The 12,824-nt window shown below is 72.5% G+C and carries 11 protein-coding genes and 1 pseudogene; 6 read left to right on the top strand and 6 right to left on the bottom strand.

All coding sequences use genetic code 11. The annotated features are described in order from the left end of the window. From DMH12_RS32445 to DMH12_RS32460, 4 genes are all read left to right on the top strand, one after another. A partial coding sequence (locus tag DMH12_RS32445) for a 2-hydroxyacid dehydrogenase (protein WP_260474421.1) occupies positions 1-954 on the top strand: 954 nt, incomplete at its 5' end. Between the two features lie 64 nt (positions 955-1,018). Further along, positions 1,019-2,302 (top strand): glucarate dehydratase family protein, encoded by a 1,284-nt coding sequence (locus tag DMH12_RS32450; RefSeq protein ID WP_399189608.1) that lies wholly within the window; start codon positions 1,019-1,021, stop codon positions 2,300-2,302. A 16-nt stretch (positions 2,303-2,318) separates the two neighbouring features. Further along, on the top strand, positions 2,319-3,341 hold the full coding sequence (locus DMH12_RS32455; protein ID WP_260474424.1) for a 2-hydroxyacid dehydrogenase: 1,023 nt from the start codon (positions 2,319-2,321) through the stop codon (positions 3,339-3,341). Between the two features lie 10 nt (positions 3,342-3,351). Further along, positions 3,352-4,260, top strand: a complete 909-nt coding sequence (locus tag DMH12_RS32460; protein WP_125494964.1) for a 5-dehydro-4-deoxyglucarate dehydratase — start codon at positions 3,352-3,354, stop codon at positions 4,258-4,260. Here the strand turns inward: DMH12_RS32460 and DMH12_RS32465 are convergent. Genes DMH12_RS32465 through DMH12_RS32490 form a run of 6 tightly spaced genes read right to left on the bottom strand, consistent with a single transcriptional unit; the run spans position 4,257 to position 10,701 of the window. Then, complete coding sequence (locus DMH12_RS32465) at positions 4,257-5,219, bottom strand: formylglycine-generating enzyme family protein (RefSeq protein WP_125494965.1); 963 nt, start codon at positions 5,217-5,219, stop codon at positions 4,257-4,259. The two genes, DMH12_RS32460 and DMH12_RS32465, sit on opposite strands and share 4 nt — an antisense overlap. A gap of 27 nt (positions 5,220-5,246) precedes the next feature. Further along, complete coding sequence (locus DMH12_RS32470) at positions 5,247-6,755, bottom strand: sulfatase-like hydrolase/transferase (protein WP_125494966.1); 1,509 nt, start codon at positions 6,753-6,755, stop codon at positions 5,247-5,249. After that, entirely contained in the window at positions 6,752-7,753 is a 1,002-nt protein-coding gene (locus DMH12_RS32475; RefSeq protein WP_260474423.1) for an aliphatic sulfonate ABC transporter substrate-binding protein, read from the bottom strand. Before DMH12_RS32475 ends, DMH12_RS32470 begins: the two co-directional genes overlap by 4 nt. A 20-nt stretch (positions 7,754-7,773) precedes the next feature. Beyond that, positions 7,774-8,586, bottom strand: coding sequence for an ABC transporter ATP-binding protein (locus DMH12_RS32480; RefSeq protein ID WP_125494968.1), 813 nt, complete (start codon positions 8,584-8,586; stop codon positions 7,774-7,776). Then, positions 8,583-9,449 (bottom strand): ABC transporter permease, encoded by an 867-nt coding sequence (locus DMH12_RS32485; protein WP_185832682.1) that lies wholly within the window; start codon positions 9,447-9,449, stop codon positions 8,583-8,585. The genes DMH12_RS32480 and DMH12_RS32485 overlap by 4 nt, the downstream gene beginning before the upstream one ends. After that, complete coding sequence (locus tag DMH12_RS32490; RefSeq protein ID WP_185832683.1) at positions 9,436-10,701, bottom strand: ROK family transcriptional regulator; 1,266 nt, start codon at positions 10,699-10,701, stop codon at positions 9,436-9,438. The genes DMH12_RS32485 and DMH12_RS32490 overlap by 14 nt, the downstream gene beginning before the upstream one ends. A 202-nt stretch (positions 10,702-10,903) precedes the next feature. Between DMH12_RS32490 and DMH12_RS32495 the strand changes: the two genes are divergently transcribed. Both DMH12_RS32495 and DMH12_RS32500 read left to right on the top strand, forming a co-directional pair. Then, entirely contained in the window at positions 10,904-12,238 is a 1,335-nt protein-coding gene (locus tag DMH12_RS32495; protein ID WP_125494970.1) for a family 43 glycosylhydrolase, read from the top strand. A 121-nt stretch (positions 12,239-12,359) separates the two neighbouring features. Then, positions 12,360-12,824, top strand: a pseudogene (locus DMH12_RS32500) (PAS sensor protein); the annotation flags it as partial.

A 12,824-nucleotide genomic window follows, 5' to 3' on the forward strand; every position in this document is an offset into this window, starting at 1 on the left:
GCCCCGGACACCGTCCTCCAGGTGTCCCCGCTGCTCCCCGCCCTGGAGAGCGCGCTCGGCGAGCGGTTCCGCACGGTCCGCCTCTTCGAACTCCGGGACCCCGACGCGTACTTGCGCGCGCACGGCGGCGAGGTGGCGGCCGCGGTGACGAGTGCGCGGACCGGGGTGAGCGACGCGCTGATGGACGCCTTGCCGCGCCTCGGGGCCATCGTCCACTTCGGCGTCGGCCACGAGACCACCGACGTGGTGCGCGCCCGCGCCCGGGGCATCGACGTGAGCAACACCCCGGACGTGCTCACCGACTGCGTGGCGGACCTCGCCGTCGGTGCGCTGATCGACGTCGTGCGGCGCCTGTCGGCGGCCGACCGGTACGTCCGCGCGGGGGCCTGGACGGCGGCGCCCTTCCCGCTGGCGGACCGGGTGAGCGGCAGGCGGGTCGGCATCCTGGGTCTCGGCCGGATCGGCCGGGCCGTCGCCCGCCGGCTCGAGGGCTTCGGCGCGGACCTCGCGTACTGCACGCGCACGCCGGTGCCCGGTGTCACCCACCGTCATCTGCCGAGCGCCGAGGCGCTGGCCGAGGCGTGCGACGCGCTCGTCGTCACCGTCGCCGGGGGCCGCGGCACCCGGGGTCTGGTCTCGGCGAAGGTCCTGGACGCGCTCGGGCCCGGGGGGTACCTGGTCAACGTCGCCCGGGGCAGCGTGGTCGACGAACCGGCGCTCGTGGCGGCGGTGACGGAAGGCCGCATCGCGGGGGCGGCGCTGGACGTCTTCGCCGACGAGCCCAACGTGCCGCCGGCGCTGCTGGCGTCGGACCGGGTGGTGCTGCTCCCCCACATCGCCAGCGCCACCCACGAGACCCGGGCGGCCATGGGCGACCTGGCGCTGCGCAACCTCCAGCGGTTCATGACCGAGGGCACCCTCCTGACACCGGTCCCGGACCGGCCGGCCCATTGACACGGCCGTGGGGCCGTGCCTACAACTGGTTGTCCACACATGCGAACGCCGACTACATATGAGGATGGGTATGCGGGCAGGCACCTCCGAACGCATCGTCGACGTCACCGTGACCCCCGTGGCCTTCCGCGACCCTCCCCTGCTCAACTCGGTGGGTGTGCACGAGCCCTACGCCCTGCGCACCGTCGTGGAGATCACCACGGAGAGCGGCGTCAGCGGCATCGGGGAGACCTACGGCGGCACCCTGCACCTGGAACGGCTCCGCCGCACCGCCGGTGAACTGGCCGGCATGGAGGTCTGGAGCCTCAACGACCTGGTCGCCCGCACCACCCGGGCGCTGGGCACCGACACCGCGGGCGGCGACGGCATGGCCGGGATGGTCACCGGCAGCAGCACCGTGGACCGGGTCGTGTCGCCCTTCGACGTCGCGTGCCTGGACATCCAGGGCAAGCTCGTGGGCCGGCCGGTCAGCGACCTGCTGGGCGGCGCCGTACGCCCGGCGGTCCCCTACAGCGCGTACCTCTTCTACAAGTGGGCCGGACACCCCGGCCAGGAGGACGACGACTGGGGCGCGGCGCTCGATCCGGCGGGCCTGGTCGAGCAGGCCCGCCGGATGATCGACACCTACGGCTTCTCCTCCATCAAGCTCAAGGGCGGAGTCTTCCCGCCGGACGAGGAGATCGCGGCGATCAGGGCGCTGCGCGCGGCCTTCCCCGACCATCCGCTGCGTCTCGACCCCAACGCCGTGTGGAGCCCGCAGACCTCACTGCGCGTCGCCCGCGAACTGGGCGGCGTACTGCAGTACCTGGAGGACCCGACGGCCGGGATCGACGGCATGGCGTCGGTGGCGGCGCAGACACAGACCCCGCTGGCGACCAACATGTGTGTGGTCTCCTTCGACGACCTGGCACCGGCCGTGGCCCGGGACGCGGTGGGCATCGTGCTCTGCGACCACCACTTCTGGGGCGGCCTGCGGCGCTGCGGGCGGCTCTCCGCGATCTGCGACGCCTTCGGGCTCGGCCTGTCCATGCACTCCAACTCGCACCTCGGCATCAGCCTCGCCGCGATGACCCACCTCGCGGCGGCCACCCCGCGGCTCACCTACGCGTGCGACACCCACTGGCCGTGGAAACGCCCCGACGAGGACGTGGTCGACCCCACGCCGCTGCGGTTCGGCGAAGGCTCACTCGCGGTGCCCACGGGTCCCGGCCTGGGCGTGGAGCTGGACCGGGACGCACTCGCCCGGCTGCACCGCCAGTACCTCGACTGCGGACTGCGCGACCGGGACGACACCGGCTACATGCGCCGCGTCGACCCGTCCTTCTCGATCAAGAACCCCAGGTGGTGACCGCCTCGTGCGCATCATGCTCGCCCACCGCATCCTGAGCCGCTTCCACGAACCCCTCAAAGCCCGGACCGAGGGCGGCCACGAGTGGCTCGACGCCTGCGACTGGGACGCGGCGCGGGTCTCCGAGGCCATGCCGGAGGTCGATGTGTTCGTCGGCTCCGGGCTGCGGGCCGGGGACGCCCGCCGGGCCGCCCGGCTGCGCCTGGTCCACGTGGTCGGCGCCGGTTACGACGGCATCGCGCTGGACGCGCTGGGCCCCGGCGTCACCGTCGCCACCACCCACCACCACGGCCGCTCCATCGCGGAGCACGTGCTGATGTCCGTCCTGATGCTCTCCCGCGACGTGCTCGGCGCCGACCGCGCCCTGCGCGCCGGGCGGTGGCGCAACGTGGCCGTGGACCCGGGGCTGCCGTTCGGGACCACGCTGCGGGGCCGCCGGGTGGGCATCGTCGGATTCGGTGAGACGGGCACCGAGGTCGCCCGGCTCTGCCAGGCGGTGGGCCTGCGCGTGAGCGCCGTGCGGCGCGATCCGTCGGCCCCGTTCCCCGACGACCTGCGGCCGGACTGGGTCGGCGGCCACGAGCGGCTGCCCGAGCTGCTCGCCCAGTCCGACGTCGTGGTGGTCACGGTGCCGCTCGGCCCCGCCACCCGCGGTCTGATCGGCGCGGCCGAACTGGCCGCCATGGGACCCGGATCGCTGCTGGTCAACGTGGCGCGGGGACCCGTCGTGCGGGAAGAGGCGCTCTACGAGGCGCTGCGCGGCGGCACCATCGGCGGCGCGGCGCTGGACGTGTGGTGGTCCGGCCCGCCCGAGGCGCCGAGCCGGCTGCCCTTCCACGAACTGCCCAACGTGCTCATGACCCCGCACCACTCGGGGCACACCGCCGACACCTTCGCCGCGCGTGCGGCGGAGATCGCCGACAACATCGGCCGGCTTCGCCGCGGGGAACCTCTCACGGGCGTCGTGCACCAGGGTGCCGACGCGGCCCCGGGCCACGGCCGCCCGGCAGACCGCTCCACCGACTCTCCGACCCGTTAGGAAACCACTCGTGCTCGAAGGCGTTCTCTTCTTCCCCGTCACCCCCTTCACCGCCACCGGCGAGGTCGACCTCGATGTCCTGCACCAGCACGTGGCGGCCGGTGTGGCCGCCGGGCCCGGCGGGGTGTTCGTCGCGTGCGGTACCGGCGAGTTCCACGCGCTGGACCGCGAGGAGTACGCGGCCGTCACCCGTACCGCCGTCGAGGCGGCCGCGGGACGCGTCCCGGTGTACGCCGGTGTGGGCGGCGCGCTGGGTCTCGCCCGGCAGTTCGCGCGCGACGCGGCCGAGGCCGGCGTGGACGGACTGCTGCTCATGCCGCCCTACCTCGTCGAGTCGCCCGCCGCCGGACTCGTCGCCTACACCCGTGCCGTCGGCGGGGAGACGGACCTCCCGCTGATCGTATACAGCCGGGCCAACGCCCGCTTCGACGAGCACGCGGCGGCCGAGGTCGCGCAGTTGCCGACCGTGACGGGTCTCAAGGACGGCACCGGCGACCTCGACCTGGTCGCGCGCATCGTCCCCGCCGTACGCGAGGCGCTCGCCGGGTCGGGCAAGGACTTCCAGTTCTTCAACGGCATGCCCACCGCCGAGGCCAGCCAACTGGCCTACCGCGCACTCGGCGTCGAGCTGTACTCGTCGGCCGCGTTCGCGTTCGCGCCGGACCTCTCGCTCGCCTTCCACCGCGCGGTCGAGGAGGGCGACACCGCGACGGTCGACACCCTGCAGCGGACGTTCTTCCATCCCCTGGTACGGCTGCGGCGGCGTGTTCCGGGGTACGCGGTGTCGCTGGTGAAGGCCGGGGTGACGCTGTCCGGGCTCAAGGCCGGTCCGGTCCGGCCGCCGCTGACCCCGCTCACCGCCGACGAGACCGAGGAACTGGCGGCTCTCGTCGCCGGGGCACGGGCCGCCATCGCCTAGGAGGCCGGCGGGGCGCCGTCGTTGGCGCAGCGGAAGCCGAGGTTGCCGGACGAGGACTCCGGGGTGTTGGAGGACCGTGCGGCGACCCGGTAGCGGTTGCAGTAGGAGTCGTGGCACAGGTAGGAGCCGCCGCGCAGAACCCGCGTGGTCCCGGTCTCCGGGCCGTGCGGGTCCGACGCGGGCGACCGGGAGTAGTAGGTCGGCGAGAACCAGTCGGCGCACCACTCCCACACGTTGCCCGCGGTGTTCCACAGCCCGAAGCCGTTGGCCCGGTAGGACCTGACCGGGGCCGTGGTCAGGTGGCCGTCCTCCTGGGTGTTGACGTGCGGGAACCGGCCCTGCCAGATGTTGCAGCGCCAGTGGCCGCCGGGGGTCGGGTCGTCGCCCCAGGGAAAGCGCCGGCCGGCCTGACCGCCGCGCGCGGCGTACTCCCACTCGGCCTCGGTGGGCAGGCGTTTGCCGGCCCACCGGGCGTAGGCGGTGGCGTCGTTCCAGGAGATGTGGACGACGGGGTGGTTCTGCCGGGTGCCGATGTCGGAGCGGGCGCCCTCGGGTCGGCGCCAGTGCGCGCCCCGCACGTTGATCCACCAGGGGGCTCCCGCGGCGTTGCCGAGCACGTCCGCGGACGCGGCGTCGACCACGAGGTGGAAGACCGCGGAGGAGCCGTGGTGTTCCGCGTCGGTGACATACCCGGTCGCCTTGACGAAGGCGGCGAAGCGGGCGTTGGTGACCGCGGTCTCGTCGATGTGGAAGGGCCGCAGACGCACCGTGTGCACCGGTGTCTCGCCGTCGGCCGGATACCCCTCGCCGAAGGCGTCCCCCATCGCGAACCCACCGCCCGGCAGCAGCACCTGCCCCCGCGTCGAGCGCGCCCGGCCGGCCGGCCCGGACAGGGGCGGGGCGACCGGGGCGGCGGGTGCCGCGGCGGGGGTGCAGCACGGGCGGTGATCGCTGGTCATGGTTCCTCGAAGGGGGTCGCGGGCCTGCTAGGCCCGGTACGTGGACTCGTCTAGCCCGCTCAGGGTGGGGTCGTACGCGACCTCGCCGACGTCGTACATCGACGTCATCCAGTGGTGGAAGTTGTCACCGCGCTCGCGCAGGACGCCGTACAGCCGGCGCATCATGCGGGTGCGGACCTCAGCCCGCTCGGGATGGGCGTAGACGTTCTGGAGTTCGTCCGGGTCGGTGCGCAGGTCGTACAGCTCGTTGACGGAGTCGGGGTTGACGACGAGTTTGTACCGGTCCTCGCGCAGCATGCGCTGCGGATAGGGGAAGTGGTGGCCGTGGAACTCGCAGACGATGTCCTCGTCCCAGTCCGGCGCCTCGCCCCGTACCAGGGGCAGCAGGCTGCGGGAGTCGACGGCGGGTTCCGGGTCGGCGCCCGCCAGTTCGAGGATGGTCGCGGTGCAGTCGAGAAGGCTGACGAACTCGTCGCGGACCTGGCCGCCGGGCGCGCCCGGCACCCGGACCAGGCCGGGCGTGCGGTAGATGTCCTCGTACATGGCCGGGCCCTTGTCGTGCAGCCGGTGGGCGCCGGTGAACTCCCCGTGGTCGCAGGTGAAGAAGACCGCGGTGTCGTCCACCAGCCCGAGCCGCTCCATCGCCGCCATGACCCGGCCGATCTCCATGTCGATGAGCGCCACGTAACCCCAGTAGACCGCGATGAGTTTGCGGGTGGTCTCGATCGGCATCGTGTCGAAGGTCCAGTGCGCGCTGTAGTTGCGCTGGACGGGGGGTTTGCCCTCGAACGTCTCGGCCACGGACCGCGGCAGCTCCACGTCGGCGGGGTCGACCAGGTCGAAGTACTCGTCCGGCAGGATGTACGGCAGGTGGGGGCCGAAGAAGTGCAGGGCGAGGAAGAACGGGCGGTCGTGTGCGCGGGTGTCCGCCGCGTACCGTTCCAGCGTCTCGACGGCGCGGGTGGCCAGGTAGTGCTCGAAGGTGGCCTCGACCGGCTGGTGGAGCCGGGCCGCCAGCAGGTTGCCGGGGCCGCCGTTGGGCAGGGTGCCGCGGATCCGGTCGCCGATCTCGTAGGGCGGCAGTCCGCGTTCGGCGAGGTACGCGAGGTAGTCGGGGTGGTCGACGGGGTTGTGCCAGCCGGGGAGTTCGGGGCCGTCGAAGCCGTAGTCGGCGGCGGTGCGCCGGCTGCCGGCGTGCCACTTGCCGATGAGGCCGCAGTTGTAGCCCCGCTCGCGCAGCGCCCCGGAGAAGGTGAACTGCTCCTCGGCCAGGTCCTCCAGGTAGCCGACGTTGCGTTCGTGGTTGGCCAGGAGCTTGTGGCGGAAGGGTGCCTGGCCGGTCAGCAGACTGGCCCGGGCCGGGGTGCAGATCGCGGTGGGTGTGTACCAGCGGTCGAACCGGGTTCCCGTGGCGGCCAGTTCGTCCAGCACCGGTGTGTGGGCCAGCGTGTTGCCGTAGGCGCCGAGCGTGTCCGTCCGGTGCTGGTCGGTCATGAGGAAGAGGATGTTCTTCCGGGACGTGCCCGCCCGCGTCACTGGCCGGCTCCCGTGAAGAGGTCACCGGTGTAGTAGGTCTTCGGGTCGACGGGCTTCTTCAGCTTGCCGGTGCCGACGAAGTAGTCGTTCATGCCCTCCAGCCATGTGTCTACGGTGCCGTCGCGGGTCAGCTTGTCGAGTTCCGCGACGCCGAGCACCTTGTTGTTCGCGGCGTCGGCCTCGACCTGGTCGGCGGGGATCTTCAGTTTGTCCGCGGTGAGCCGGACCGCCTCGTCGGTGTGGCCGGCGCGGAAGGCCATGGCCTCGCGCAGCACCGCGAGGACCTTCTTGGTCCTGTCCGGCTCCTCTGCGACCAGCTTGTTGTTCGCCACGAACGCGGTGGGGAAGGCGATGTCCTGCTCGAAGTCGGCGTTCTTGGCGAGTTCGACCAGGTCGGGCACCTGCTTCTTGATGGTCGCGGCGGCGGGGTACCAGAAGCCCGCCGCGTCGACCTGCTTGGAGGAGAAGGCGGAGACGATGGTGGACGGGTCCATCGGGACGACCTTCACGTCCTTCTTGGTCATCCCGGCCTTCTCCAGGGCGAGGGAGAGGATCATGTCGCCGGAGGTTCCCTCGGGCACGGCGACGGTCTTGCCCTCGAGCTGCCGCATCGAGGTGATGCCCGGCTGGGCGAGGACCCGGTCGGAGTTGCCGAGCGTGTTGATGGCGACGACCTTGGCCTGGCCGGAGGCGGGCAGCCACATGGCGCCGGGGCCTATGTAGCCGAAGTCGAGGTTGTCGGTGCCGAGGGCCTGGATCTGGAGGGGTCCGTTGGTGAAGACCTTGCTCTCCGCGGAGAGGCCGTGCTTCTTCCACAGGCCCTTGGCCTCGGCGATGGCGATCAGGCTGGCGCCGTTGAAGTCGTTGATGTAGCCGAAGCGGACCTTGTCGCCGGAGGCGCCGGAGGACGATCCGTCGCCGCACGCGGCGAGCAGCGCCAGCGCTGCCGCGCCGGCCAGGGCGGCGGTGAGGCGCCTGCGGGTGGGCGTGGTGGGCATGGAGGTGCGTCCCTTCCGGGTCATGACGTCGGGGAGTGGGTACCGGAAAGGGCGGCGGTGCGGCCTTCCTGGTGGTAGACGGAGTGCCACACCCGGTTGCGCAGTGCGGCGAACTCGGGGCTGAGCCGGAACGCCTCGTCGCGCACGAGGGCGGGGTCGACCTCGATGACGTCGTAGACCCGCCCGGGACGGGCCGCCATGACGATCACGCGGTTGGCCAGGAACACGGCCTCGTCGACGTCGTGGGTGATGAACAGCACCGTGCGCCGGTCCTGGCTCCAGGTCCGCAGCAGCTGCTCCTGGAGGGTGACCCGGGTGAGCGCGTCCAGGGCCCCGAAGGGTTCGTCCATCAGCAGGATCGAGGGGTCGACCGCGTAGGCGCGGGCGATGGCGCAGCGCTGGCGCATGCCTCCGGACAGCGTCTTGGGCAGGGCGTCGGCGAAGCGCTCCAGGCCGACGAGTTCGATGAAGTGCTCGGCGCGGGCGCGCCGTTCGCGTTTGGGGACGCCCGTGGTCCGGAGGCCGAACTCGACGTTCTGCCGCACGGTCAGCCAGGGGAAGAGGGCGTACTGCTGGAAGATGACCCCGCGTTCGGGTCCGGGCCCCGAGACGGGCACCCCGTCGACCAGCGCGCGGCCCGCCGTGGGGGTCTCCAGACCGGCGAGGATGTTCATCAGGGTGCTCTTGCCGCAGCCCGAGGGGCCGACGACGGTGACGAACTCGTGGTCGGCGATGTCGATCGAGACGTCGTCGAGGGCGGTGAAGGTCTCCCGGCCCAGTGCGAAGGTCTTGGTGACGCCCTGGACGGATATCTTGGCCGGTTTGCTGGTCATCGGCGTTCCTGCCATCGGGTGAGCCTGCGTTCGGCGAGGAGGAGGACGCGGTCCATGAGGAGACCGAGGATCCCGATCGAGATGAGTCCGACGAAGATGGTCGGGAGGTCGTAGTAGAGCTGGGCGTTCTGCATGCGGTAGCCGAGGCCCTGCTGGGCGGCGATGAGTTCCGCGGCGACCAGGGTGGCCCAGGCGGAACCCAGCCCGACCCGCATGCCGACGAGGATGAAGGGCGTCGATGCGGGCACGACGACGCGGGCGAAGATCGTGGCGTCCTTGGCGCCCAGCACCCGGGCGGCGTCGATCAGCGTGCGGTCGACGTTCACCACGCCCTGGAAGGTCGAGATCACACAGGCCAGGAACGCGGCGAGGAAGATGACGAAGATCTTCGGGGTCTCGTCGATGCCCATGGCGACCACGGCCAGCGGGATGATGGCCAGGGGCGGGATGGTGCGGAAGAACTGGATCCAGGGTTCGACCAGACCCCGCACGATCCCGTACCAGCCCATCAGGAAGCCCACGGGGACGGCCACGGCCGTGCCGAGGGCGAAGCCGGTCAGGACCCGGGTGAGGCTGGCCAGGGCGTCGTCGGCCAGGGTTCCGTCGCCGATCAGCGTCCCGGCCCGGGAGACGACCTCCGGCGGGGTGGGCAGTTTGAAGCCGGCCGACGCGGCGGCCCACCAAAGGGCGATGCCGGCCGCGACGGACACGGCGTTCAGGACGAGGGTCAGTCCGCGCCCGCCGGTCCGCGCACGTCCGGGCGCGGCTGCGGTGGCCTCCCCGCCGGCGCCGGGCGGGGCTCCGGGCCGCTGCCCGGGCAGGGGGTGCCCCGGGTCGGCGCCCCGCTTGTCAAGGACGGACATGGGCGGCTGTTTCGGTGGCGGAGTCGGGTGCATCGGAACGGCCCTTCACGTCGGCGGTTTCGGGATACCTCGCCAGGAGGGGGGAGCTGTGGAAGACCGCCGCCAGCGCGCCCAGGGCGCCGTCGTCGTCCGACAGCCGCGCCGCGGCGACGACGGGACCGGCCGAGGCGGTCGGGAAGATCTCGGCGGCGAGGGTGGCGGCGACCTGTTCGACGATCACGGGCGCCAGCCGGGTGATCTCGCCGCCGACGACGACCTTCGCCGGGTTGAGCATCATGGTGGCGGCGCCGACGACCCGGCCCAGCGCGCCGGCGGCCTCCCGCAGCACCCGGTCCACGACCGGGTGGGCGCGGCTCACGGCGGCCGCCAGGTCGTCGAGGTCCTCCAGCCGCAGGCCGAACTCCCAGCAGGCGGCGAGAATCCCGGGCACCGAGGCCACCGTCTCCAGACAGCCGCGCTTGCCGCACCGGCAGGGCCGGCCGGCCGGTTCCACGGTCACGTGTCCCAGCTCGCCGGCCAGCCCCAAGGAGCCGGTCACCAGCTGGCCGCCGACGACCAGGCCGCCGCCGACGCCGTCCGACAGACGGACGTACACCAGGTCGGCGACGCTGTCGGCGCCGCTGATCGCCTCGGCGAGGGCGGCGAGCCGGGTGTTGTTGTCGACGATCACCGGTGCGTCGAAGCGTTCGGCGAAGGCCACGTCGACGCCCTCCGGGGCGGGCCGGAGCACCGTGGTTCCGGCGGTGGCGCGCGGCCAGGCGGCCCCGTCGGGCGCCGGGTAGGGGCCCGGCACGCCGATGCCGATGCCCTGCAACGCGCCGTAGTGCACCCCGGCCTCGCTGCTCAGCCGGTCGACCAGCCCGAGGGCCAGCTCGGTCCGGGTCCGCCAGGCCGCGGTGTCCTCGTAGCGGACGGAGCCCGAGACCATGATCTCGTGCGAGGCGTCGGCGACGACGACGTGCACCCGCCGGTGCCCGAAGTCGACCCCCATGAACTGGGCCGACGCCGGATCGAGGGCGAGGCGCTCGGCCGGCCGCCCGCTGCCCTCGCGCCGGGAGGCGTCGGTGTCCACGACGACGATCGCCCCCCGCTGCAGGAGGTGGCCGGTGATCTCGGACAGCGTGGTGCGGGAGAGACCCACGACCCGGGCGATCTCGCCGCGGCTCATGGCGCCGTTCTCCTGGAGCGCACGCATCACGCGCTCTTCGTGGGTCCGCCTGACCAGTGCGTGCACTCCGCTGGGCATCTGCATGCCGGTCAAGGTAGGGAGGCCCGATTATTCCGTCAACACTCCGACAGAAAGATGCAATGAAGCGTTCACAATGCCTGGTCGGGCAAGCCCTGTAAGGGCGCCACTTCCTCCTTTATTCGTCCGCCCTGTTGACGTAAATGCACGGACGTTCGCATGCTGTGCCGCACCCCTCGGACGGACACGACGAAGGAGAGCGCCACTGATGACCCCTGCCGAGAACGGCCCGAACCGACGTTCCCTGCTGGCCGGCGCCGCCGGTCTCGGGGCGGCGTTCGCCCTGCCCGCCGGCGCCGCACAGGCGGCCCCGGACACGGCGCACGGCGCGGCGCGGAGATATCCGCGGAACTGGCCCGACCCCGCACCGTACGGCCTCGCGGACACCAGGGAGGACCTGTGGCCGCGGGAGGACAACTCGTTCGTCCTCCCGCTGGAGCTGCGGCCCCGCGACGAGGAGCGCGGCACGGTCTGGATGCGGGACACGTACGTCAACTGCTTCGACGTCGGCGGCCGTACGGTCTACGTGGCCACCGGCACCACCCGGGTGCCCGGCCTCGAGGCCGCCGCCCCGTGGAACGACGGGATCTTCGTGTGGCTGGCGCCCTCCCTCCGGGGCCCGTGGCGCCTCGCCGACACGACCGGCATCCGGCCGGGCGCCGAGAAGGGCAAGGTGTGGTCGCCCGAGTTCGCCGGGGAGAACCGGCCCGGGCGCACCGTCGTGGCGCCGTGGCAGGAGTACTGGTACGACGACCGGTTCGGCAAGCGCGGCCAGGCCTGGGCGCCGGAGCTGCACTACGTCCGCGGCACCTGGTACATCGTCGCCTGCATGGGCGACCACTCCCGCAAGGTCGGCTCGTTCATGCTGGTCAGCGAGGGTGGTGTGGAGGGCCCGTACCGGCTGGTCGAGGGCAACCGGGAGAAGCCCTTCGGCGACTCGTTCATCGGTGGCCCCTCGTTCATCGAGCCCGGCGCCTACCACCACATCGACGGCAGTCTCTACTCCGAGGGCGACGACGCGTGGCTCGTCCTCCACAACGACCTGTACGCCAGGTTCCGCGACGACATGGAGGACATCGTCCCGGCCACGGACCTGCCGCGGTTCCGGCAGACGCCCTACTCCCCCGAGCCGTACCTCGAGGGCGCGTACGTGTTCAAGTACCGCGGCAGGTACTACCTGGTCCACGCCGCGTGGGACCGCACGTCACGCAACGCCGACGGCAGCACGCGGTACGCCTACGACCCGCCCGGCACGGGCCGCACGCAGTACCAGTACGACGCGGTCGTCGCCGTCTCGGACCGCTTCGAGGGGCCGTACTCGGAGCGGTGGACCGCGGGGGTGGGCGCGGGGCACAACAACTTCTTCACCGACCGCCGCGGAGACCTGTGGGCGACGTTCTTCCGCAATCCCAGCTTCGGCCACTGGGCCGACCCGTCGCGCGTCGACGACGCCGCCGTGCCCGGGGTGGTGCGCCTGGAGTGGACCGGGCCGAGGGACGGCCGCCTGTACGTGCAGCGCCGGTCCCGGGGGCACGGCCACTGACCCTCTCGCATGCCGTCGCGGCGGTACGGGCGTAGTGTCCTCATATGCGTGATGTGCGGTCCGGCCGGCGTCGGGCGGTCCCGCGGTGGTGGGGCCGGGCGGTCGGCTGATGGATTCCGCGATGGCCGCCGTGGTGCGGGACAGCGGCGCCTACGGGGGGCTGCTGTACGTACTGCCGCCGGGCGACGACGCCCTGTGGCAGGTGCTGGTGGCGGGGGTGCCCCAGGAGGTGGCCGCCCCGTGGCGGCGGGTCGGACTGGCCGATCCGATGCCCGTGGCGGACGCCGTCCGCGAGCGGCGCCTGGTGTGGGGCAGCGGGCGGGAGGAGATGGCCCGCCAGTATCCGCGGGTCGCGCTCGTCCTGCCCTACGACTTCGCGCTCGCGGCGACCCCGCTCGTCTCGGACACCGCCGTCCGGGGCGGGCTGGTGCTGCTGTGGCCCGGAGACCACGGGGCCCGGCTGACCGCGGCGGAACGCCAGGTCATCGACGAGGGCTGCCGTCGTCTGGGCGGGCTCCTGCAGCAGATGGTGGACCGCGACGAGCCGCTGGTGACCGCGGACCGGTCCCGGATGCTCCTCCCGCCC

The sequence above is a fragment of the Streptomyces sp. WAC 04229 genome, assembly GCF_003947455.1.
In the GTDB taxonomy this organism is placed as follows: Bacteria; Actinomycetota; Actinomycetes; order Streptomycetales; family Streptomycetaceae; genus Streptomyces.